Source organism: Caloranaerobacter ferrireducens (genome assembly GCF_001730685.1).
Lineage (GTDB): Bacteria > Bacillota > Clostridia > Tissierellales > Thermohalobacteraceae > Caloranaerobacter > Caloranaerobacter ferrireducens.
Map to the genome: position 1 here is coordinate 106,728 of NZ_MDJR01000001.1, position 24,284 is coordinate 131,011.

General features: G+C 30.5%; 22 protein-coding genes. 21 read left to right on the forward strand and 1 reads right to left on the reverse strand.

What is annotated here, in order from left to right:
• Positions 1 to 31 precede the first annotated feature (31 nt).
• The 17 genes from BFN48_RS00525 to BFN48_RS00605 all read left to right on the forward strand — a co-directional run bounded on the left by BFN48_RS00525 (position 32) and on the right by BFN48_RS00605 (position 19,821).
• Positions 32 to 223 carry a PspC domain-containing protein gene (locus BFN48_RS00525; RefSeq protein ID WP_069649695.1) on the forward strand — a complete coding sequence of 64 codons (192 nt, stop codon included), beginning with the start codon at positions 32 to 34 and terminating at the stop codon, positions 221 to 223.
• Between the two features lie 190 nt (positions 224 to 413).
• A complete protein-coding gene (gene hprK, locus BFN48_RS00530; RefSeq protein WP_069648930.1) occupies positions 414 to 1,340 on the forward strand; it encodes an HPr(Ser) kinase/phosphatase in 927 nt (308 codons plus the stop codon).
• A gap of 45 nt (positions 1,341 to 1,385) precedes the next feature.
• Positions 1,386 to 2,135, forward strand: a complete 750-nt coding sequence (locus tag BFN48_RS00535) for a phosphatase (RefSeq protein ID WP_069648931.1) — start codon at positions 1,386 to 1,388, stop codon at positions 2,133 to 2,135.
• A 13-nt stretch (positions 2,136 to 2,148) separates the two neighbouring features.
• Positions 2,149 to 3,099, forward strand: a complete 951-nt coding sequence (locus BFN48_RS00540; protein ID WP_069648932.1) for an ROK family protein — start codon at positions 2,149 to 2,151, stop codon at positions 3,097 to 3,099.
• Positions 3,100 to 3,270: 171 nt separating this feature from the next.
• Complete coding sequence (locus BFN48_RS00545) at positions 3,271 to 4,611, forward strand: extracellular solute-binding protein (protein WP_069648933.1); 1,341 nt, start codon at positions 3,271 to 3,273, stop codon at positions 4,609 to 4,611.
• A 199-nt stretch (positions 4,612 to 4,810) separates the two neighbouring features.
• Positions 4,811 to 5,725: a UDP-N-acetylmuramate dehydrogenase gene (gene murB / locus BFN48_RS00550; RefSeq protein ID WP_069648934.1), complete on the forward strand. Its 915-nt coding sequence runs from the start codon at positions 4,811 to 4,813 to the stop codon at positions 5,723 to 5,725.
• A 12-nt stretch (positions 5,726 to 5,737) separates the two neighbouring features.
• On the forward strand, positions 5,738 to 6,484 hold the full coding sequence (locus BFN48_RS00555; RefSeq protein ID WP_069648935.1) for a PHP domain-containing protein: 747 nt from the start codon (positions 5,738 to 5,740) through the stop codon (positions 6,482 to 6,484).
• Between the two features lie 4 nt (positions 6,485 to 6,488).
• Positions 6,489 to 7,340 carry an RNase adapter RapZ gene (rapZ, locus tag BFN48_RS00560; RefSeq protein WP_069648936.1) on the forward strand — a complete coding sequence of 284 codons (852 nt, stop codon included), beginning with the start codon at positions 6,489 to 6,491 and terminating at the stop codon, positions 7,338 to 7,340.
• A 17-nt stretch (positions 7,341 to 7,357) separates the two neighbouring features.
• Positions 7,358 to 8,671, forward strand: a complete 1,314-nt coding sequence (locus BFN48_RS00565; RefSeq protein WP_069648937.1) for a gluconeogenesis factor YvcK family protein — start codon at positions 7,358 to 7,360, stop codon at positions 8,669 to 8,671.
• A 171-nt stretch (positions 8,672 to 8,842) separates the two neighbouring features.
• Positions 8,843 to 10,222, forward strand: coding sequence for a tryptophanase (locus tag BFN48_RS00570; protein WP_069648938.1), 1,380 nt, complete (start codon positions 8,843 to 8,845; stop codon positions 10,220 to 10,222).
• A gap of 280 nt (positions 10,223 to 10,502) precedes the next feature.
• Complete coding sequence (locus tag BFN48_RS00575) at positions 10,503 to 11,834, forward strand: nucleobase:cation symporter-2 family protein (protein WP_069648939.1); 1,332 nt, start codon at positions 10,503 to 10,505, stop codon at positions 11,832 to 11,834.
• 150 nt (positions 11,835 to 11,984) lie between these two features.
• A complete protein-coding gene (locus BFN48_RS00580) occupies positions 11,985 to 12,389 on the forward strand; it encodes an NUDIX hydrolase (protein ID WP_069648940.1) in 405 nt (134 codons plus the stop codon).
• 30 nt (positions 12,390 to 12,419) lie between these two features.
• On the forward strand, positions 12,420 to 13,412 hold the full coding sequence (gene whiA, locus BFN48_RS00585; RefSeq protein WP_069648941.1) for a DNA-binding protein WhiA: 993 nt from the start codon (positions 12,420 to 12,422) through the stop codon (positions 13,410 to 13,412).
• Positions 13,381 to 13,647, forward strand: a complete 267-nt coding sequence (locus BFN48_RS00590) for an HPr family phosphocarrier protein (protein ID WP_069648942.1) — start codon at positions 13,381 to 13,383, stop codon at positions 13,645 to 13,647. The genes whiA and BFN48_RS00590 overlap by 32 nt, the downstream gene beginning before the upstream one ends.
• A 150-nt stretch (positions 13,648 to 13,797) precedes the next feature.
• Positions 13,798 to 14,868: an HD-GYP domain-containing protein gene (locus BFN48_RS00595; RefSeq protein WP_069648943.1), complete on the forward strand. Its 1,071-nt coding sequence runs from the start codon at positions 13,798 to 13,800 to the stop codon at positions 14,866 to 14,868.
• Between the two features lie 84 nt (positions 14,869 to 14,952).
• Positions 14,953 to 16,251: a DRTGG domain-containing protein gene (locus BFN48_RS00600; RefSeq protein ID WP_069648944.1), complete on the forward strand. Its 1,299-nt coding sequence runs from the start codon at positions 14,953 to 14,955 to the stop codon at positions 16,249 to 16,251.
• 84 nt (positions 16,252 to 16,335) lie between these two features.
• Entirely contained in the window at positions 16,336 to 19,821 is a 3,486-nt protein-coding gene (locus BFN48_RS00605) for a DNA polymerase III subunit alpha (protein WP_069648945.1), read from the forward strand.
• Here the strand turns inward: BFN48_RS00605 and BFN48_RS00610 are convergent.
• A complete protein-coding gene (locus tag BFN48_RS00610; protein ID WP_069648946.1) occupies positions 19,818 to 20,255 on the reverse strand; it encodes a hypothetical protein in 438 nt (145 codons plus the stop codon). The two genes, BFN48_RS00605 and BFN48_RS00610, sit on opposite strands and share 4 nt — an antisense overlap.
• Before the next feature lie 316 nt (positions 20,256 to 20,571).
• On the opposite strand from BFN48_RS00610, the gene pfkA reads away from it, so the two are divergent.
• The 4 genes from pfkA to BFN48_RS00630 all read left to right on the forward strand — a co-directional run bounded on the left by pfkA (position 20,572) and on the right by BFN48_RS00630 (position 24,284).
• Positions 20,572 to 21,531 (forward strand): 6-phosphofructokinase, encoded by a 960-nt coding sequence (pfkA, locus tag BFN48_RS00615; protein ID WP_069648947.1) that lies wholly within the window; start codon positions 20,572 to 20,574, stop codon positions 21,529 to 21,531.
• An 18-nt stretch (positions 21,532 to 21,549) separates the two neighbouring features.
• On the forward strand, positions 21,550 to 23,307 hold the full coding sequence (gene pyk, locus BFN48_RS00620) for a pyruvate kinase (protein ID WP_069648948.1): 1,758 nt from the start codon (positions 21,550 to 21,552) through the stop codon (positions 23,305 to 23,307).
• Between the two features lie 143 nt (positions 23,308 to 23,450).
• Positions 23,451 to 23,864 carry an acyl-CoA thioesterase gene (locus BFN48_RS00625; protein ID WP_141706098.1) on the forward strand — a complete coding sequence of 138 codons (414 nt, stop codon included), beginning with the start codon at positions 23,451 to 23,453 and terminating at the stop codon, positions 23,862 to 23,864.
• Between the two features lie 24 nt (positions 23,865 to 23,888).
• The gene (locus BFN48_RS00630; RefSeq protein ID WP_069648950.1) at positions 23,889 to 24,284 is read left to right on the forward strand and encodes an FxsA family protein; all 396 of its coding nucleotides are present in this window, start codon (positions 23,889 to 23,891) and stop codon (positions 24,282 to 24,284) included.

The window sequence follows — 24,284 nt, forward strand, 5'->3', positions numbered from 1 at the left end:
AATATGTACTAAAAAGGGGGGTGCTTTTTTGGTGAAAAAATTATTTTTATCTTCAACTGATAAGAAGTTAGCAGGAGTTTGTGGTGGAATAGCAGAGTACTTTCAAATAGATTCAACAATAGTTAGATTAGCATGGGTTTTGCTGACTATATTTAGTATGGGAATTGGCGGAGTTATAGCTTATATCATAGCTGCATTAATTATACCATCAAAAGATTTTTAGTTTTATTATAATCCATAGGAAATTATATTCATTAAATTTTGGATAATTTCAGATATAATTTCCGTAATGGATTTCAACAAAATCTACTTTAATTTATTTAAATCGAAGATTTTGTTATATTTTTTAAGTTAAATGGGATAATATTTGTCCCATATGGCTAAAATCAACTCATATTTAACAGGAGGTTGCTATGAAGTCTATACCTATAGATAATTTAATAAAAGATATGAATCTAGAAGTAATTTGTAAACCTGAAAATCCAGATATAGAAATTACTAAAAGTGATTTAAATAGACCAGGACTTCAACTTACAGGCTTTTATAATCACTTTGCGTATGAGAGAATTCAGTTAATTGGAAATGTTGAATGGAGTTACTTAATTTCATTAGATGAGAAAACGAGAGATGAAAGACTTAAAAGATTATTAGAATATCCAATACCAGCTATAATAATTACTAGAAATTTAGAAGTTTTTCCTGAAATGATAAAATGGGCGAATGAGTTTGGAAGAACTATTTTAAGAACGAAATTGACAACTACAAAGTTTATAAGTAAACTTATAAACTATTTAGACGATATGTTAGCACCTCAAATAACTATGCATGGTGTATTAGTAGAAGTATATGGTATAGGCATATTAATTACAGGGAAAAGTGGTGTCGGTAAGAGTGAAACAGCATTAGAGCTTATTAAGAGAGGGCATAGGCTCGTTGCTGATGATGCTGTTGAAATAAGAAAAGTAGAAGAAAATATTTTAAGAGGTAAGGCACCTGAATTAATTAAACATTTTCTTGAAATAAGAGGTATTGGAATATTGGATATTAAAAGATTATACGGTGTAGGTGCTATAAGAAATTCCAAAGTTATTGATTTGGTAGTCGAACTGGAGTACTGGGACGATAAAAAGGAATATGACAGGATAGGATTAGATGAAGAATATACGGTTATATTAGATACAAAAGTACCTAAAATAACTATTCCAGTTAGACCAGGTAGGAACTTAGCTATGATTGTCGAAGTAGCAGCAAGAAATCATAGACAGAAAAGTATGGGGTATAATGCAGCTGAAGAATTGGATAAGAGAATTTTATCTCTTCATGAACATGATAAAAATTAATTACTAAAATTCATTGTAAGTAAGTGAAGAGAGGATGTGGTAAGAATGAAGCTTCTAATGGATACTCATTGTCATACTGTAGCAAGTGGTCATGCATATAGCACAGTTATGGAAATAGCTAGAGAAGCTAATAATAAAGGTTTAAGATTAATAGGAATAACTGACCATGGTCCTAATATGCCTGGTGGACCTCATTTATTTCATATTGGTAATCAAAGAGTTATACCTGAAAAAATTTATGGTGTAGAAATCCTTAAAGGTGTTGAGGCTAATATTATAGATTTTGATGGAAATCTTGATGTTCCTGAAGAATATTTAGGCAAATTAGATTTGGTTTTAGCTGGACTACATGAACCGTGTATTGAACCTGGTAATGTTGAGCAAAATACAAATGCAATAATAAAAGCTATGGAAAATAAATATGTAGATATAATTGTACATCCAGGTAATCCTGTTTTCCCGCTTGATTATGAAAAAATGGTTTTAAAAGCAAGAGAAACTGGAAAACTTATAGAAATAAATAACAGTTCATTTGGTCCAAGCAGAAAGGGAAGCAGAGATAACTGTATTAAAATAGCAAAGTTGTGTAAAGAGTATGGTGTAAGAGTTGTAGTTGGTAGCGATTCACATATTGCTTTTGATGTAGGAAGATTTGAGAAAGTAATAGAAATATTTGAAATAATAGATATGCCTGAAGAGCTTATTATCAATACTTCTGTAGAAAAGTTTAAAAACTTTCTTAAAGCAAGAGGCAAGAAAAGATTTATGGAAAGTTATATTAAACCAGAAATGTAGAGGGGGAATTGTTATGTACATAGGAGTAGATATTGGCGGAACTGCAATAAAAATAGGTTTAGTAGATAATGAAGGGAATATTGTATACAAAAAGCAGATTGATACTAAAGCAAAAAGAGGATACTTAGAAATAGAAAAAGATATTATTGGATTAATAAAAAGTTTGATAAATATTGCTCAGGATAAAGGTAATAAAATTAAGTCTATAGGAATAGGTGTACCAGGGGTAGCAGATCTAGAAGGTAATAAAGTTATATATTGCCCAAACTTAGGATGGACAAATGTGCCTCTTGGTGAGAATTTGAAAAAAGAATTAAAGCTTCCAATTTATATAGAAAATGATGCAACTGTAGCAGGTATAGCAGAAAGTATCAAAGGCATTACAAAGGGCTATAAAAACTCTATTTTTATAACACTAGGAACAGGTGTTGGCGGTGGAATAATATTAGGTGGCAAAGTATATAGCGGAGCACATGGAATTGGATCAGAAATAGGACATATGATTGTAGGAGAGAATTTTTATGATTGTAATTGTGGAAATAATGGTTGCCTTGAAACTTTTTCTTCAGCTACAGCTATAATAAAATATGCTAAGAAATTAATAAAAGAAGAGAAATATGAAACAGCTTTATTGAAAAAAGTTAATAATGATTTGATGAAGTTAAACAGCAAAATGATATTTGACAGTGCTAAAGAAGGAGATCAATTGGCTAACAAGGTAGTTGATAGAATGGTTAGATATTTAGGAATAGGTATAGCTAATTTAATAAATATTTTAGACCCTGATGTAATAGCTATAGGTGGAGGAGTTTCAAAAGCAGGAGATTTTCTATTAGAGAAAGTAAAAAAAGAGGTTTCTAAATATGTTTTGTATAAGGAAGCAAAACATGCTGAAATATTTTTAGCTGAATTAGGTAATGATGCAGGCATTATTGGTGCAGCATTATTAAGTGAATATAAATAAGATATAAGTTTAGCGGCCTTTGGCCGCGTATTTTGTATGCAAATAATGCGAATAGCCAATGAACAGGGATTTTATCCTGTTTCCTATTTTCTGTTCCCTGTTCTCTGTTTAAAAAACTAAAAACATATTAAGCACTCCCTAAGAATATTTATAGTTAGGGGGTGTAGCAGCATGAAAAAAAAGCTTATAAAAGCATTTCTGCAAATCATAGCAGTTCTATTGATATTATCTAGCCCTTTACTAATTATTAATTATAGAAAACAAATAAATGAAAAAAGAATAGAAAAAGAAGAGACCTGGAGGGGAGTAATAACTCTTTGGGATTTTCCACGATTAAATGTTAAAACTGGTAGTAGATATGGTTGGATATTAGATAAAATTAAAAAGTTTGAAAGAGAAAATCCTGGTGTTTATATAGAACTTAAACCTATTGATTGGAAAAAAGGGCCTATCGAATTGGAAGAAGCTATAAAAACAGGTAGATATCCAGATATTGCCCCAATAGCAACTGATTTTAGTTATATGAGAGAAGATATACTAGAGCCTTTGGATAGATTTTTTACTAAAGAAGAAAAAAACAAATTCAAATATCAAGCTTTGAGAGCTGTTACCCATAACGGTAAAATGTGGGGAGTACCTTTTATGATGACGACTTATGTTATGTATCTAAATTTAGATCTTTTCATGGAGCGAGGAGTTGAACCTCCAATTGATGGTAATTGGACTTATGAGGAATTTGTAGAAAAGATGAAGATGCTAACATGGGATTCAGATAATGATGGTAAGATAGACCATTACGGCTTTATTTCTTTTATTAAACCAAATTATTATAATGTATGGGGTATTATATTAAGTGATGGTGCTGATATAATTGATGAAAATAGTGGTGAATATGTTTTTTATGGAGATAAGGCACTTAAAGGTTTAAACAAGTTAATTGATTTAAAATATAAATATAAAGTGACTCCTGAAAACTTTGGAATATTGAATGAAAATGAAGCATGGGAAATGTTTTATAAAAAGAAAAACGTAGCTGTATACCCAACCGGCACTTGGGCTTTAAGAGTTCTAGAAAGTCTTAGGAATAAAGGAGAAGGGTTTGAGTTTACTGTAGCAAATTATCCTATAGGGGATATGAGATTACCTATATCATTTAACAACAGCATAAGCGCATACGGTATATTCAAACAGGAAAATGAAGCAAAGCTTAAAATGTGTGTAAAGTTTTTAAAATATATTACCCAAGATAAATATCAAAAAGAGTTAGAGGATTTAGGAGTATTTCCTGCAAAGTCAGGGATAACAAATTTGTATATGTATGATAGTAAAATGAAGAGAATAGAAAATTCATTGTCGTATACTAAAATAATTCCTCGACATGAGAAATGGAAAGAAATTGATAAAATTCTTCAAAGTCAAATTAAACAGGCGTTAATTGGTGAAAAAAGCAGTAAAGAAGCATTAGATGATGCAAAAGAACAAATACAGAAATTGTATATGAATGGGAATTAATATTATTTTTTGGATTTATAATAGTTGTTTAATAATCATAAAAAAGATATACTTTAATTATATAGTTTACAGTTAACAGTTGCCAGATATCAGTTATTGGGCGTTGTTGGACTGTAATTAGTCAACAATTAGGATATTTTTTAGTTATAGTGTATAAACTTAAAAAAAATATAGAATCTTATATGTAGGAGTGGTATATTTGAATACAAAAAAAATTTTAGAGATTTTTAAAGAAAGATTTTCAGAAAGTGAAATTTTAATAGATGAACCTATGAAAAATCATACTTCATTTAAGATAGGAGGCCCTGCAGATATTTTATTTATTCCTAAAGAGGTTGAGCAAATCTCTCAAGCTGTGACTCTATGTAAAGAATTAGATGTGGATTACTTTATAATGGGTAATGGTTCAAATTTACTTGTAAGTGATAAAGGTATAAGAGGAGTAGTAATTAAAATTTCAGAAAATCTAAGCGATGTTAGAGTTGAAGGTAATAAGATTATAGCGCAATCAGGTATTTTACTATCTAAATTGTCTAAGATTGCATTAAAACATTCCTTGACTGGATTGGAGTTTGCAAGTGGTATACCTGGTTCATTAGGTGGCGCTATAACTATGAATGCAGGAGCTTATGGTGGAGAAATGAAGGATGTTGTAACTTTAGTAAGATGTATTGATGAAAAGGGTGAAATAATAGAGTTTACGAATGAACAGATGAAGTTTAGCTATAGAAGTAGTATTATAGATGAGAGAGAATTAATAGTTATAGAAGTTGAAATGGAACTTAAAAAGGGTAATTATGAAGATATAAAGAACTATATGGATGAGCTTACACAGAAAAGGACATCTAAACAACCTTTAAACCTTCCAAGTGCTGGTAGCACATTTAAAAGACCAGAAGGATATTATGCTGGAAAATTAATAGAAGATGCTGGTTTAAGAGGTTTGAGATTTGGAGATGCACAAGTTTCTGAAAAACACTGTGGTTTTGTTGTGAATTTAGGTAATGCTACTTGTAATGATGTTCTAGATCTGATTAAAGTTATTCAAAAAACAGTTAGAGATAAATTTGGCGTCGAACTCAAAACAGAGGTTAAGATAATTGGAGAAGAATAACGGAGGGAACTTATGAAGATTTTTGCTGATTATCATACACACACTAAGTATAGTCATGGAAAGGGTACTATTAGAGAAAATGTGGAGATTGCTAGGAAAAAAGGTCTTAAGGAGATAGCTATATGTGATCATGGTCCTAATCATATGGGTTTCGGTGTCAAAAGAGAAAATTTTAAAAGAATGAGAGAAGAAATAGATAACTTAAATGAAGAATATAAAGATATAAAAATTCTTTTAGGTATTGAAGCAAATATAATAAGCTATAACGGAGAGATTGATGTAGATGATAAAATAATAGACATGCTGGATATTTTACTAGTTGGCTTCCATTTTGGAGCTAGACCTAAAACTATTAAAGATGCCTATAATTTCTATATTGTAAATTATACAGGTAAATTTATCTCATCTGTAGCTGAAAAAGCCAGGTATATGAATACAATAGCTGTTATAAAAGCTATTAATAACTATAATATTGATATTATAACCCACCCAGGTGCAAAGGTTAATATAAATACTAGAGAACTGGCTAAGGCAGCAGCAAAGAAAGGTACAGCTTTAGAGATAAATGCTAGTCATGGTTATCTTAATTTAGAATACATAAAAATTGCTATGAAAGAAAATGTAAAGTTTGCAATTAATAGCGATGCTCATACTCCAGATGATGTTGGAAACGTTAAAAGGGGAATAGAAAGAGCTATAAAAGCTGGTTTAAAAGCTGACCAGATAATAAACGTTTTGGATGAAAAAGAAAGGGGATAAAACTATGGAATTTGTTATTGTGACTGGTTTATCAGGAGCAGGAAAGAGCCAAGCTATAAAGGTAATGGAGGATATTGGTTTTTATTGTATGGACAACCTTCCGCCAGTACTGTTGCCCAAATTTGCAGATTTATGCTTTCAATCCAAAAGGACTATTGATAAAGTAGCAGTAGTAGTTGATATCAGAGGTGGTAAGTTTTTTAATGATTTGTTCCATAGTTTAGAACTATTAGAAAAGCAGGGGTTTAAATACAGAATTATATTTTTAGATGCATCTGATGAAGTTTTAATAAAGCGATTTAAAGAAACAAGAAGACAGCATCCTTTAAGTAGAGATGGAAGAGTTATAGATGGTATTGAAGAAGAAAGAAAAATTCTTAAAGAGGTAAAAGAAAAGTCAAACCACATAATTGATACTTCAAAGCTTACTATAGGTATGTTAAAAGAAGAGATTAAGAAAATTTTTCTAGAAGGAAAAGAAGCACAAAATCTAACAATATCGATAATTTCTTTTGGATTTAAACATGGACTTCCTTTGGATGCAGATTTAGTTTTTGATGTAAGATTTTTACCTAATCCATATTATATAGAAGAACTTAAAGAATATACTGGAAACGATAAAAATGTAAGAGATTATGTAATGAATTGGGAGCAAACTAAGGCTTTTGTTGATAAGCTTATTGACTTAATAGATTTCTTAATACCATATTATATAAAAGAGGGTAAAACACAGCTTGTTATTGCGATAGGTTGTACTGGTGGTAAACATAGGTCTGTTACTATTGCGAATGTATTATATGAAACACTTAAGGATAAAGAGCATAGAGTAGTAATATCACATAGAGATTGCAAATAGTAACAGAGGTGTTTAGTATGAATTTAAATAAACGAGTAAAATTAAGTGTTGGTATTAAGAGATGGCTTTTGTTAGGGATATTAGGGTTAGTTATGTTTTCATACGGTGTTTCACCGATATATGTAGAGATAAATTTGTTTTATAACCATATATTTAAATATTTATTCTTTTCTATATTAGGGGTATTACTATTGTATTTCTCTGTTAAAAAGAGCTTTAAGTCCTTTTTACAATACTATAATGTTGAGAATATTGATGATAAACATGATTTTAAAATAAGTGATTTATTTAATAGTTCAATGACTAAGCTTGAAGATAAGAATATAAAACTTTTTAGTAAGAGAAAAGCACTTGATAAAGGACCTAAGATAGTAGTTATAGGTGGTGGAACAGGTCTTTCGGTACTTTTGAGAGGATTAAAAAAATATACCACGAATATAACAGCTATTGTTACTGTTGCAGATGATGGTGGAGGTTCAGGTGTTTTAAGAGAAGATTTAGGAATGCTGCCACCAGGAGATATAAGAAACTGTATATTAGCTTTAGCTGATACAGAACCTATAATGGAAAAATTATTGCAGTATAGATTTGAAGATGGTAAGTTAAAGGGACAGAGTTTTGGTAATTTGTTTATTGCTGCTATGAATGGTATTTGTGGTAATTTTGAAATTGCAATAAAGGAAATGAGTAATGTATTAGCTGTGACAGGGAAAGTACTACCTATGACTTTAGAAGATGTAAAATTGTATGCAAAATTAAAAAATGGTAAAGTTATTGAAGGAGAGTCAAACATTCCAATTGAAAATAGAAAAATTGGCAGTGAAATAGATTATGTTTATATTAAGCCTAAAGAAAGCTATCCACTTAAGGAAGCTATTGAAGCTATTAAAGAAGCAGATTGCATTGTTTTAGGTCCTGGAAGTCTTTATACTAGTGTTATCCCTAATTTATTAGTAAACGGTTTAAGTGATGCAATATATAATTCGACTGCAATAAAAGTATATGTAGCGAATGTAATGACACAACCAGGTGAAACTGATGGATATAATGTTTTAGATCATGTAAATGCTATATTTAAGCATAGTAAAGATGGATTGATAAATTATGTTATAGCAAACAAAGAAGAAATACCAAACAAAACTTTATTAAAGTATTATAAAGATGGAGCTAAACCTGTTGTTATAGATGAAGAACAAGAACAGAAACTAAAAGCAAAAGGTATAAGTGTAATAAAGGATAATTTGGTAGATATAAAGAAAAATTACATTAGACATGATGCATTGAGAGTTAGTAAAATACTAATTGACTTAATATTAGAAAGAAATCTTTAGCGGCCATTGGCCGCATTTACTTTAACATAGGCTGATAAGTTGTTGACTGATAGCTGGCAGCTTATAATTATTAAAATTACTTAAACTTTAAAGGATTATTATATTTTTTCATAGAATATGATATGATGTTATTAGTGTTATTATTAAAATAATATCAAGGAGGGTAAAGTTATGTATGATAAAATGGCGGAACCATATAAAATAAAAATGGTTGAAAGAATAAGACTGATCCCTAGAGAAGAAAGAGAAAGAAAGATTAAAGAAGTAGGTTATAATGTTTTTGGTTTAAGGGGAGAAGATATTTTTATTGATTTACTTACAGACAGTGGTACAGGAGCTATGAGTGATAATCAATGGGCTGGAATTATGCTTGGTGATGAATCTTATGCAGGTAGTAGAAACTTTTATAATTTAGAAAATAGTGTTAGAGACATAATTGGCTATAATTATGTAATTCCTACACATCAAGGTAGAGGTGCGGAAAACGTTTTATTCCCAATTCTTATAAAAAAAGGACAGTATGTTTTAGGAAATATGCATTTTGATACTACTAAGGCTCATATCGAGTTAAAAGGTGGTAGAGCAGTTAACTTAATAATTGAAGATGCTTTTGATACACAAAAAGAACATCCTTTCAAAGGAAACTTTGATATTGACAAATTAGAAAGATTTATCGAAGAAAAGGGAGTAGAAAATTGTGCTTTTATTTTAATAACTGTTACATGTAATAGTGCTGGAGGACAGCCTGTTTCAATGCAAAATATTAAGGAAGTAAGAAAAGTAGCTGATAAATATGGATTGAGAGTATTCTTTGATGCTGCAAGATTTGCTGAAAATGCTTACTTCATAAAACAAAGAGAAGAAGAGTATAAAGATAAAAGTATACCAGAGATTATTAAAGAAATGTTCTCTTACGGCGATGGCTTAACAATGAGTGCTAAAAAAGATGGTATAGTAAATATTGGTGGTATGATAGCAATTAAAGAAGATGAAGAATTATATAACTTAGTTAGACAGATGTTAGTACCGATTGAAGGATTCCCTACTTATGGTGGATTAGCAGGTAGAGATATGGAAGCTTTAGCTAGAGGATTAAGAGAAGTAGTAGATGAAGCTTATTTAAGTGCAAGAATTGGTCAGGTAGAATACCTAGGAAGAAGATTAGATGAAGCAGGAATTCCTATACAAAAACCTGTAGGAGGACACGCAGTATTTGTTGATGCTAAGAAATTACTACCACACATTCCATATCATCAATTCCCTGCTCAAGCATTATGTGTAGAATTATATAAAGAAGCAGGAGTAAGAGCAGTAGAGATAGGTTCATTCCTACTAGGTAGAGATCCAGATACAGGAGAACAAATAGAATCTCCACTAGAGTTATTAAGACTTACTATACCTAGAAGAGTATATACAAACAATCATATGGATGTTGTTGCAGAAGCACTTATTAATATAGCTAAGAGAAAAGACCAAATAAAAGGATATGAATTCGAGTACGAGCCTAAAATTTTAAGACACTTTACAGCTAGATTAAAGCCTGTAAAATAATGGGTTGATAACAATCAACCCATTTTTTTATGCAGTTGTGAAAATATAACAATTATGAATAATTAACAAAAATATTATAGTATAAACATTAAAAACTAATTTTTTTTATGATTTTTATACAAAAACATGGCTTTAAAATCTATTAAACTAAGATTGTAAATGACATTATATAAAAAGTATACATGAAGAAATGAAATCCCATTTATATAAAGACTACAAAGGAGTTGGATTAAATTAAAAAGAAACTAGATATTGCTAAAAAAACTTATGGGGGGATTTTATGGAGACAGATACTAAAACTATTATTAAAGAAGAAGAGGTGGGAACTAAAGAAGAGATAACTTATAAGATTAATGACAAACCACCACTTAAAATTGCAATTCCTTTAGCAGTACAACATTTACTTGCAGCATTTAGTGGAATAGTAGCTGTACCATTAGTTGTTGGCGGAGTATTAGGATTACCTTTTGATCAAATGACTTTTTTAGTAAATGCAGCACTTTTTATGGCTGGTTTAACAACTTTTATTCAAGCATATGGAATTGGCCCTGTAGGTGCTAAGTTACCATGTGTAATGGGAACTGATTTTACATTTGTTGGACCTTCGATAGCTGTAGGAAGTACATTAGGTCTTCCAGGCATATTTGGTGCAACTGTAGGAGCATCATTTGTTGAGATGATATTAAGTAGATTTACTAAAAAATTATTAAAATATTTTCCACCTGTTGTTACAGGTACAGTCGTTACATTGATAGGTTTAACAATACTGCCTGTTGCTGTAGACTGGGCTGCTGGAGGATATGGTGCAGCGGATTATGGCAGCTTAAGAAATATATTCTTAGCATTAGCTGTAATGGCAATTATAATTGTACTAAATCAGTGGGGGAAAGGGTTTACTAGATCAGCAGCTATCTTAATAGGTATTATTTGTGGATACTTAATTTCAATTCCTTTTGGCTTATTAGACATCAGCAAATTAACTAGTGCTTCTTGGTTAGACTTTCCAACACCAATTCGATATGGTATTAAATTTAGTATCCCTGCTATAATAGCTTTTATACCAGCTTATTTAGTTACTACAGTTGAAACAGTTGGTGATTTAATTGCTGTTGCAGATGCTAGCAATCATAAGATAACAAGTGACGAATTATCAAAAGGTCTGTTATGTGATGGTGTAGGTAGTTTTCTAGCAGGTATTTTTAATGCAGGTCCAAATACATCTTTTAGTCAGAATGTAGGAATTATACCTATTACTGGTGTAGCTAGTAGATTTGTAGTTATGATTACTGGTATAATTCTTATGTTAGCAGGTATATTTCCAAAGTTGGGTGCTTTAGTTGCTATTATGCCAAATCCTGTATTAGGTGGAGCAGGAATAATTATGTTTGGAATGATAGCATCTTCAGGTATTAAGATATTGAAAAATGTTGAATTTACGAGGAGAAATATGTTAGTAATTGCAATTTCTTTAGGGTTAGGGTTAGCAGTAGTTGTAAGACCAAATATATTGCAATATTTCCCTTCAGCTGTTAAAACTGTTTTAGAATCAGGTATAACTACAGGTACTTTAACTGCTTTATTACTTAATATATTATTGCCAAAGAATTTATAGAGCATGTAAGCTTGATGCTTACATGCTTTTTAAATTATAGCTGATACCCAAGATATTTTGTTAAAAGTGTAATTGAAAGGGCTATATTATGTGTTATAATAAATATAAATATTATTTTTATCTTCTGTTTTTGCTAGGAGAGTGGCATATATGAGAGAAGAGATTAGTGCAGGTGGGGTAGTTTATTTTGGAAATGCTATCCTACTACTTCGAAAATATAATGGTGATTGGGTATTACCTAAAGGGAAAGTGGAAAATAATGAAAAACTTAAAGAAGCTGCGACTAGGGAAGTGTTTGAAGAAGGCGGTGTCAAAGCAGAAATAATAAAGTATTTGGGTAAAATAAACTATACATTTAGACATATAAGTGAAAATGAAGAAATAGTTAATAAAACTGTGCATTGGTTTTTGATGGCTGCAAAAAATATGGAGTGTATACCTTTGAAAAAAGAAGGATTTATAGATGCAAGATTTGTTCATATGAATAGAGCTACAGAACTTGCTAAGTATGATGATGAGAGAAAGATTATTATTAAAGCTATAAAAGAAATGTAAAATTGATTAAATTATAGGAGTAGATGTAAAATGTCATTCTCGTCTAAAACTAAAAATGAGTTATCTAGATTAGAAATAAATAATAAGTGCTGTCTTATATCAGAACTGGCAGCACTTATACGTATGAGTGGTTCTATACAAATAATGGGTTTAGGAAAAGTAAATATTAAATTTGCAACAGAGAATGCCGCTATAGCTAGAAGAATTTTCACTTTGTTAAAAAAGTTGTATAATGTACAGTCTGAAGTTATGGTTAGAAAAAATAGACAATTGAAGAAGAATAATAGTTATTTGATGGTAGTAAATAATGCAGATGAAGCAAAAAAAATACTAGAGGATACAGGTATTTTTACGAAGGATAGTTGTAATCATTTTGAAATAAATTATGGAATACCAGACAAACTAATAGAAAATAGATGTTGTAAAAGAGCATACATCCGAGGAGCCTTTTTAGGTGGAGGTTCTTTAAGTGACCCTGAAAAAACATATCATTTAGAATTTGTTACTAATAGTTCCAAACATAGTGAAGATTTATGCGAATTGATAAATTCTTTTGGATTAAATTCAAAAATTGTTACTAGAAAAGATAATTTTGTTGTATATATTAAAGAAGGCGAGCAAATAGTTGATTTGCTTAATATAATAGGAGCTCATAATGCATTATTAAAGCTTGAGAATATTAGAATACTTAAAGATGTTAGGAATAATATAAATAGGATAGTAAATTGTGAAACTGCCAATTTAAGCAAAACTATTAATGCAGCATTAAGGCAGATAAAAAATATAGAATACATAGATAGAACTATTGGCATTGATAAATTGCCAGAAAACTTAGTAGATATCGCAAAACTAAGATTAATTAACAGAGAAGCAAGTCTTAAAGAGCTAGGGCAGATGTTAGATCCTCCTATAGGTAAGTCGGGTGTAAACCATAGACTAAGAAAAATAGAACAAATAGCAGAAGAACTAAAAAAAGAGAGGGGGGAATTAGATGGAAAAGAGGACGATTACAGTAAAAAATAAAACAGGATTACATGCTAGACCAGCAGCACTATTTGTACAGACAGCTGGAAAGTTTTTGAGTGAGATTACTGTGAAAAAAGATGATAAAGAAGTTAATGCAAAAAGTATAATGGGAATAATGGCTTTAGGAGTTTCTCAAGGCAATGAAATTACAATAATAGCTAGAGGTGAAGATGAAAAAGAAGCTGTTGAAGCTTTAGTAGATTTATTAGAAAATAAGCTAATAGAAGAGTAGGAAGTACCTACTCTTTTTTTGTTCTTTAATTAACTAGTAATACAGTACTATTTTTCCATATTGTCAGATGTTTTTTTTGTTTAATTTAGACATTTAAAAGTTTTTGATTTATAATATTATTAATGACTATTATGAAGAGGTTGGGCAAATATGAAATTAATAACAATTGAGAATCTGACACAAGGGATGAAAGTAGCAAAAACTGTCTATAAATCGAATGGCAGTGTTTTGCTAAGTGAAGGAATAGTACTCAAAGATTCATATATACAAAAGCTAAAGGAATTAGACATAAAACAAATATACGTTTATGATGATGAATTAAAAGGTATACATACTCAGGATATAATAAGAGAAGATACTAGAAATAAAGCAAAAATGATAATAAAGAACATAATGGATGAATTAAATGTTTCGAGTAATGTACATATTGATAAGATTCTTATTATTGTAGACCAGATTATAGAGGAAATACTTTCCCATGATGAACTTCTTATAAAGCTAGAAGAAATTAGAGCAGTAGATGAATATACTTTTGGGCATTCTGTTAATGTATCTGTTTTATCAATTATTACTGGTGCTTGTTTAGGGTATACAAAAGAAGAGCTAAAAGAATTAGGGCTTGGTGCAATGTTGCATGACATAGGGAAAGTCAGAGTACCTGATAATATATTAAATAAGCCAGGTAAATTAACAGAAGAAGAGTTTCATGAAATTAAAAAACATACAATCTATGGTTATGAGATACTTAAAACTATAAAAGATATAAGTGAAACGAGTAGACTTATAGCATTATATCATCATGAAAGAGTTGATGGTCAGGGATATCCTCTAAGTATAAAAGGAGACGAGATACACGAATTTGCAAGAATTGTATCGATAGCAGACGTATATGATGCTTTAACCTCTGATAGAATTTACAAAAAGAGGATAAAAAACTATCAGGCTGTTGAGTATCTATTAACGATGAGTGGGCATCAATTTGATTATGATATTGCAAAAATATTTGTTAACAATATAGCTTTATATCCTGTTGGTGAAGGAGTACTTTTAAATACTGGTGAGAAAGGATTCGTAATAAAAGTTAATAAAGATTTTCCAACAAGACCTGTTATAAGAATTTTATATGATAGTAAAGGAGATAGATTAATTAAACCAGTAGATGTTGACTTGATGTTTGAGAATTCAAAAGTAATAATAGATACTGTTGATGATATAAAGTAATAGTTTTTTGGTATAATTAAGATAGTGATTTATCACTATCTTTTTTTCTATTCAATTTCTGCATCATTAAGGAGTGTTTATTAAATGACTAAACATGAAAAAATAATTAAATATATAGAAGAGTTAGAAGTTGGCTCAAAAATTTCCGTAAGAAGTATTGCACAGCAATTGAATGTTAGTGAAGGTACAGCTTATAGAGCTATAAAAGATGCAGAGAGTAGAGAGCTTGTTAAAACAATGCCGAGAGTAGGGACTGTCAGAATAAAAAAAGTCGAGAAAGGTAATATTGAAAAATTATCCTTTGCTGAAGTTGTTAACATAGTAGAAGGTTCTATACTTGGTGGACATGAAGGTATCCATAAAATGTTAAATAAATTTATAATAGGAGCTATGACTATAAAGGAAATGGAAAAATATTTACAGCCTGGTAGTCTAGTTATAGTTGGAGATAGAGAGGAAGTTTATGAGGAAGCACTAAACAAAGGTTGTGCGATATTGATAACTGGTGGGTTTGGATGTAGCGAACGTATAAAAGAAAAAGCGAATATGAAAAAACTTCCTGTAATAACAACAGCTTATGATACCTTTACAATAGCTACTATAATAAATAAGGCTATATATGAAAGAAAAATAAAGAAAGATATTTTGTTGGTTGAGAATATAATGGACAAGAATCCACCATATATGTTTGAAGATCAAAATATTGGTGAATGGAAGCAAAATGTAATTACACGTAAATTAAGCAGTTTTACAATTGTTGATAAAGACATGAACGTAGTTGGAGTAGTAACTCCTAAAGATGTTACTGGTATTGAAGATAAAGTACTTTTAAAAGAAGTAATGACCAAAGAACCGATTACTTTGCCGAGAACAACTTCTGTTGCTTATGTTTCTCATATAATGACTTGGGAAAACATAGAAATAATTCCTATAGTAAAAGGTAGAAAATTAATAGGAGTTGTAAATAGACAAGATGTAATTAGAGCTTTAAGATATATGAAAAGCCAGCCACATATAGGTGAAACTGTAGAAGATATGATTATCGATAATTTTAGTTTGGAGATAATGAGTAATGGATTAAGATTCAAAGGTGAAGTTATGCCATTAATGTTAAATCAGTTAGGAGCTGCAAGCTGTGGTACAATGGCTATGGTTATGGCAGCAGCAGGGTCAATTACTCTTAAAGAGAAGAAGCATTATGATGTATTTACAGATAGTTTTATGGTATATTTTATAAAACCTTTACAAGTTGACAACAAAATTGAGATAGTTACAGATATAATAGATATGGGGAGAAACTTTTGTAAGGTTGATATAGAAATTTTACACAATAAGGGTGTAGTAGCTAAAGCAATGATGTCAGCAAAAATTTTGAAAAAATAAGTCTTGACGAATAGCGAATATCGAATGACTAACGAAAAGCGAATGGCGAACGACCAATAACGATATTAATAAGGATGTGTTAATATGGAAAGCTCTAAGAAATTTGTTCATTTGCATGTCCATACTGAATATAGCTTATTAGATGGAGCTGCTAGGATTAGTAAACTTATGGATAGGGTTAAGGAGTTAGGAATGGATAGTATAGCTATTACTGATCACGGCTCCATGTTTGGCGTTGTAGAATTTTATAAAACTGCATTAAAAAAAGGAATAAAGCCAATTATTGGTTGTGAGGTATATATCTCGAGAGGCAAATATACAGAAAAGGACCCTAATAGAGATAAGTTTCAATACCATTTAGTTTTACTTGCTGAAAATAATGAGGGATATTCTAATTTAATCAAGATAGTTTCAGAAGGGTATGTAAATGGATATTATTATAAGCCTAGAGTAGATTCAACTATATTGAGTAAATATAGTAAAGGTATAATAGCTTTGAGTGCTTGCCTTGGTGGGGAAGTTCAGTATCATATACTTAACAATAATTATAAAAAGGCTAAAGAAGTAGCACTTAAATATAGAGAAATATTTGGTGAAGATAATTTTTATTTAGAACTTCAAGACCACGGAATGAAAGATCAGAAATATGTAAATCATGAGTTAATCAGATTGAGCAGAGAAACTAACATACCGCTTGTTGCTACTAATGACGTTCATTATATTAATCAAGATGATGCAAAAGTGCATGATATTCTCTTATGTATCCAAACAGGTAAGACAATTAACGATAAGGATAGAATGAGATTTCCAACTTCTGAATTTTATTTAAAATCACCTGAAGAGATGTCGAGTCTATTCCCAAATGCACCTGAAGCAATTGAAAATACAGTAAAAATAGCTCAAAGGTGCAATGTAGAGTTTGATTTTAATACTTTACATTTACCTAAGTATAATGTACCTGAAGGATATACCAATTCACAATATTTGAGAAAATTATGTTATGAAGGACTTAAAAAGAGATATAAGGTAGTTACAGATGAGATAAAAGAAAGGCTTAATTATGAAATTAGTATTATAGAAAATATGGGCTATGTTGACTATTTCTTGATAGTTTGGGACTTTATCAAATTTGCAAAGGACAATGGAATAATGGTAGGTCCTGGTAGAGGTTCAGCAGCAGGAAGTCTAGTTTCTTATACTTTAGGAATTATAGATATAGACCCTCTTAAATATGGTTTAATTTTTGAGAGATTTTTAAATCCTGAAAGGGTTACTATGCCTGATATAGATATAGATTTTTGCTATGAGAGAAGAGAAGAGGTCATAAGCTATGTTATAAATAAATATGGAGAAGATAGGGTAGCACAAATAGTAACTTTTGGTACTATGGCAGCAAGAGGTGCTATAAGGGATGTTGGTAGAGCTTTAGATATGCCTTATGGAGATGTAGACTATATAGCCAAACAGATACCTATGGAATTAGGGATAACTATAGATAAAGCTTTAGAGACCAACAATAAGTTACTTAACTTATATCAAGAAGATGAAAAAGTAAGAGAGTTAATCGATTTGGCAAAAGCTGTTGAAGGAATGCCAAGACATACTTCAATACATGCTGCAGGAGTAGTTATTTCAAAAGAACCTATAACAGAATATGTTCCTTTATCAAAGAATAATGATTCAATAACTACTCAATTTACTATGACTGAGCTTGAAGAACTAGGATTACTAAAAATGGACTTCTTAGGTCTTAGAACGCTTACAGTAATTAGAAATGCTATTCAGCTAATTAAACAAAACTATGGAATTGAAGTAGATTTTTCTAATTCTAATTATGATGATAAAAAAGTATATGAAATGTTTAGTAAAGGTGAAACTCTAGGGGTATTTCAGTTCGAAAGTTCTGGAATGAGACAATTTCTTAAAGAATTAAAACCTACGTCATTCGAAAATATTATAGCAGCAAATTCACTATTTAGGCCAGGTCCAATGAAGCAGATACCAAAATATATCGAAAATAAGAACAATCCTAGTAAGATAAAGTATGCTCATCCAAAACTTGAGCCTATATTAGGAGTAACTTATGGCTGTATGGTTTATCAAGAACAAGTAATGCAAATAGTTAGGGATATTGGCGGCTTTAGTATGGGACGTTCAGACCTAGTTAGAAGAGCTATGGGTAAAAAGAAAATGGACGTAATGGAAAGGGAAAGAAAACATTTTATATATGGTAAGTTAAATGAAAATGGAGAAGTTGAGATTCCTGGGGCAATAAGAAATGGTGTAGATGAAGAAACAGCAAATAAGATATATGATGAGATGATAGATTTTGCAAAATATGCATTTAATAAATCACATTCTGCCGCCTATGCTGTTTTAGCATATCAAACAGCGTGGCTTAAATGCTATTATCCAGTTGAGTTTATGGCTGCTTTGATATCAAGTGTTATGGGAAATACAAATTCAGTTTCATTATATATACAAGAGTGTAAAAGACTTGGCATTGAAATATTACCACCAGATATAAATGAGAGTTATAGTAATTTTACGGTTAATGGAAGAAAAATAAGATTTGGATTAGCTGCCGTAAAAAATGTAGGAAAACCTGCTATCGAAGCTATTATTAAAGCAAGAGAAACAGATGGAAAATTTAAAAGTTTTACAGATTTCTGTAAGAGAGTAGACTTAAATTCTGTTAATAAAAGGACGGTAGAAAGTTTAATAAAATGTGGTGCATTTGATTCTTTAGGCTTAAAAAGAGCACAGCTTTTGGCAGTATATGAGAGAATTATAGAAAGTATACATCAAGATAAGAAGAGAAATATTGAGGGACAATTTTCACTGTTTGAAACTATTTCCAAGTCTGATAAACAAGTTTACACAGATGATTTACCGGATATAGAAGAATTTCCTGATAAAATACTTTTATCTATGGAAAAGGAAATGCTAGGAATTTATTTAAGTGGTCATCCATTAGCATCTTACGAAAAAGAATTAAAAAGGATTTCTAATATAACTACAAGTGAAATATATGAATCCCTTGAAAAAACTGAAGAAGAAAATGAAAGCTTTAAGCTTATTGACGGTAAAGAAGTTGTAATTGGAGGGGTTATTACAAATAAAAAGAATAAAATAACCAAAAATAATAACATTATGGCTTTTGCTACATTAGAAGATTTATATGGTTCTATAGAGCTAATAATTTTTCCTTCAACATATGAGAAATATTCAAATTATATAAATGAGGACAGTTTAGTAATAGTAAAAGGAAGACTAAGTATACATGAAGAAGAGGAGCCTAAAATTATTTGTGATAGTTTTAGACCCCTCACTAAAGTGAATATGGAGAAACTATATTTAAAGGTATCTAGGAATAAATCCTTGAGTGTGCTAAATGAGATTAAAAGCATACTTTCAAATTATACAGGTAATGTCCCTGTATATGTATATTTAGAGAATAAGAATAAAACAATAATGGCTGAGAGGGATTATTGGGTAGATGTAACAAATGATAAATTACTAAATAATTTAAAGAAACTATTAGGGCAAGATTGTGTTAAAGTTTGCTAGAGTAGTTTTATTAAAGATGCTGAAGCTATTACACATATTATTTCATCAAGGAACGTATTTATAGTATTCTTAGATAAGATATCTTTAAGTACATCATTTTTGTAATTTATTAAATATGAAAAGTATGTTACTGCTTGTGGACCAAATTGATTTATAACACCCATAGCTAATACTTTGTCTAAGTCGAATAATTGGTCTTCTCCAGAAATGATTTGAGATAGAGGTTCAGGTAGCAAGTTATTTTCTGTATAGATATCTAATATAACTCCTAGAGTTACGTAATCTTGAATTTCTTTAATAGATAAAATGTTTAATATGGATTTTTCAATATCATCAGCGTCTGATGAATCTGTTTTTAAGTATTCGGTTAATTTAATAATATCTTTTATTTGAATTCCTCTATTTTCTAGTAATTCAAGAGTTGCATTTTTCAAAATAATCCCCCCTAATAAAATTAATTATTAGCTGACAGCTAATAGCTATCAGCTGTCAGCTTGTTTTTAGTAAATTGAAAATTAATTAACGTTCTAAAGTATAGATTAATAGAAGGCTATTTTTAGTGTGAAAATCTACTTTATATGTTATAATATGTGTATTGGTTTTGTTTGGTGCATTAATTTTAGAAAATATATTGAAATATATAATTAGTTAGGGTACAATAGAAAATTATAATATTAGTATAAAAAATAATTTTTATGATACCTGGGACGTTTTATGACCATGATGGTAGAAAAGTGAGGAGGTAGTAAAATGAAAACTATAGGTGTTTTAACAAGTGGTGGAGATGCACCTGGTATGAATGCTGCAGTTAGAGCAGTTGTAAGGACAGCAATATACAATGGACTTAAGGTAATGGGAGTAAAACAAGGATATAATGGACTTATCAGTGGCAATATTGAAGAAATGAACTTATCATCTGTAGCAGACATTATACATAGAGGTGGGACTATATTAAGAACAGCAAGATGTGAAGAGTTCAAAACTGAAGAAGGTAGAAAAAAAGCTCTTACAGTTTTAAAAGTTTTTGGAATTGAAGGTCTAGTAGTTATAGGTGGGGACGGTTCATTCCAAGGAGCAAAAAAATTAAGTGAGCTAGGTGTTCCTACAATTGGTATTCCAGGTACTATAGATAATGATTTAGGGTATACTGATTATACAATAGGTTTTGATACAGCTGTTAATACAGTTCTAGATGCAATTAGTAAAATAAGAGATACATCAACTTCTCATGGTAGAGCAGTAATAGTAGAAGTTATGGGTAGACACTGTGGAGATATAGCTTTATATGCAGGTCTTGCTGGAGGAGCAGAAAGTGTTATTGTTCCAGAAGAAGGATTCGATATAGATGATGTATGTAAGAGATTAATTCAAGGAAGAAATAGAGGTAAATTGCATAGTATAATTTTATTAGCAGAAGGTGTAGGTAAAGCTTACGAATTAGGCGAGGAAATTCAGGAAAAAACAGGTATAGAAACTAGAGTTACTGTTTTAGGCCATATTCAAAGAGGAGGAAGTCCAACAGCTTTCGATAGGATTTTAGCAAGTAAAATGGGAGCTAAAGCTGTAGAATTATTGTTAGAAGGCAAATCAGGTAGAGTAATAGGTGTTAAAGGAAATGAATTATTTGACATGGATATTGATGAAGCACTTGCATTAGAGAAAAACTTTGATAAAGGTATGTATAATTTGACTAAGATACTTTCAATATAATAACAGGAGGTTATGCAAATGAAACGCACAAAAATAGTTTGTACAATAGGACCTTCATCAGAGAATGAAGAGGTTTTAAGACAACTTATTTTAAACGGTCTTAATGTTGTGAGACTAAACTTTTCACATGGTGATCATGAAGAACATAAAAAAAGAATAGATTTAGTTAAAAAATTAAGAGAAGAATTAGATATGCCTGTAGCTATTATGTTAGATACTAAGGGACCAGAGATTAGAACTGGTAACTTCGAAAAAGGAGCAGAAGAATTAAAAGAAGGGCAGGAATTTATTCTTACGACAAGAGAAGTTTTAGGTAATGATAAGATTTGTAGCATTACTTATAAAGGATTACCTAATGATGTGAAAAAAGGAGATACTATACTTATAGACGATGGACTAATTGGTTTAGAAGTTGTAGATATCATAGATGGTACTGATATAAAATGTATTGTGAAAAATGCTGGAACAATTAAGAATAAAAAAGGAGTTAACGTACCAGGAGTAAAAGTAAATCTTCCTGCTATTACTGAAAAAGATAGAGCAGATATAGAATTTGGTATTGAAAATGGAATAGACTTTATAGCTGCTTCATTTATTAGAAAAGCTGCAGACGTTATAGAGATAAGAAAAATTTTAGAAGAAAATAATGCAGAACATATACAAATTATTTCAAAAATAGAGAATCAAGAAGGTGTGGACAATATAGATGAAATTCTAGAGGTATCTGATGGTATAATGGTAGCAAGAGGAGACCTTGGAGTTGAAATACCAACAGAAGAAGTACCACTAGTACAAAAAATGATTATTAGAAAATGTAATGAGTTAGGTAAACCTGTAATTACAGCAACTCAAATGCTAGATTCAATGATAAGAAATCCAAGACCAACAAGAGCAGAGACTACTGACGTAGCAAATGCTATTATGGACGGAACTGATGCAATAATGCTATCAGGTGAGACTGCAGCAGGTAAATATCCTATAGAAGCAGTTAAAACAATGGCTAACATAGCAAAGAGAACAGAAGCATCGCTTGATTACAAGGCAATTTTAAGATCAAAAACAGTGGGTAAAGACATTACAGTTACAAATGCAATAAGTCATGCGACTTGTGCAACAGCTGAAGATTTAGGAGCTACAGCAATTATAACAGCAACTTCATCAGGATATACAGCAAAAGCTGTATCAAAATTCAGACCAAGTGCTCCAATTATTGCAGCTACACCAAACAAGCAGGTTATGAGAAGATTAGCTGTAGTTTGGGGAGTATATCCAGTATATGCAGAACATTCTGGTTCAACTGATGAAGTAATAGAGTTATCTGTAAGAAGTGCACTTGAAAAAGGTTATATAAATAATGGTGATTTAGTAGTTATTACAGCTGGAGTTCCTGTTGGAGTAGCTGGAAGCACAAACTTAATTAAAGTGCACATAGTAGGAGATGTAATATTAAAAGGTACTGGTATAGGTAATAAAGCTGCAACTGGTAAAGTATGTGTAGTGCAAAATGCAGAAGAAGCTGAAAATAAGTTTAATGATGGAGATATTCTAGTTACAGTAAATACTGATAGAGAAATGGTTAAATATATGGAAAGAGCAGCTGCTATTATAACAGAAAAAGGCGGATTGACATCACATGCTGCTATTGTTGGTATCAATATAGGAAAACCTGTAATAGTAGGAGCAGAAAATGCAACTAAAGAATTAAAAGATGGAGAAACTATAACTGTAGACTGTATAAGAGGTCTAGTATATAAAGGAAAGACACAAGTATTATAATTTAAACTAAAAAGTAGTGGTGATTTTTGCCACTACTTTTTAGTTTTTAGTAGGAATATTTAAATATTTTAGAGGATAATAGAAGTTTTTAAAGAATAAAATATTTAAATAGAAATAATATATACATATACTGGAGGGGTTTGATGATTAACGAAACAGTTATCAGAGTAAGATATGGTGAAACTGACCAGATGGGGATTGTATATCATGCAAATTACTTTGTATGGTTCGATATTGGAAGAACAGAATTTTTTAGAGAAATTGGAATGGAATATAAAACACTTGAAGAAAAAGATGTACTTCTGCCAGTAATTGATGTAGGATGTAAATATATTGTTTCAGCAAAATATGATGATGAGATAATAATAAGAACAAAAGTGACGGAGTTAAAAGGAGTTAGGCTAAAGTTTAATTATGAAATAATTAGGAAAAACGATATGGTTAAATTAGCTGAAGGTTATACAGCTCATGCTTTTGTTAATTCTGAATTGAAACCTATTAACTTTAAAAAGAAATTCAAAGACATATGGGATAAGTTAGAAAACTCAATAGAATAATTATAAAATGTTTAGGAGGTAATTATGTTTTTCAAATTAATTTTACTTTTTACAGTAACGCCGATAATTGAATTGTTTTTGCTATTACAATTATCAAAAGTAACTAGTGTGTGGACTACTATTGGTATTGTGTTAACTACAGGTATAGTAGGTGCATATCTTGCTAAAAGTGAAGGTAAGTTAGTTTTAAGTAAAATCAGAACGGAACTAAACTATGGAAGAATACCTGGAAATGAACTTCTAAATGGACTTTGTATTTTAATAGGTGGTGCATTGTTATTAACTCCAGGTTTAATAACTGACACATTAGGTTTTGTATTAGTAATACCAGGTACAAGAGAGATATTTAAGAGTATCTTAAAAAGAAAATTCAAGAAAATGATTGAATCAGGAAATATCTATTTTTACTTTAGAAGATAG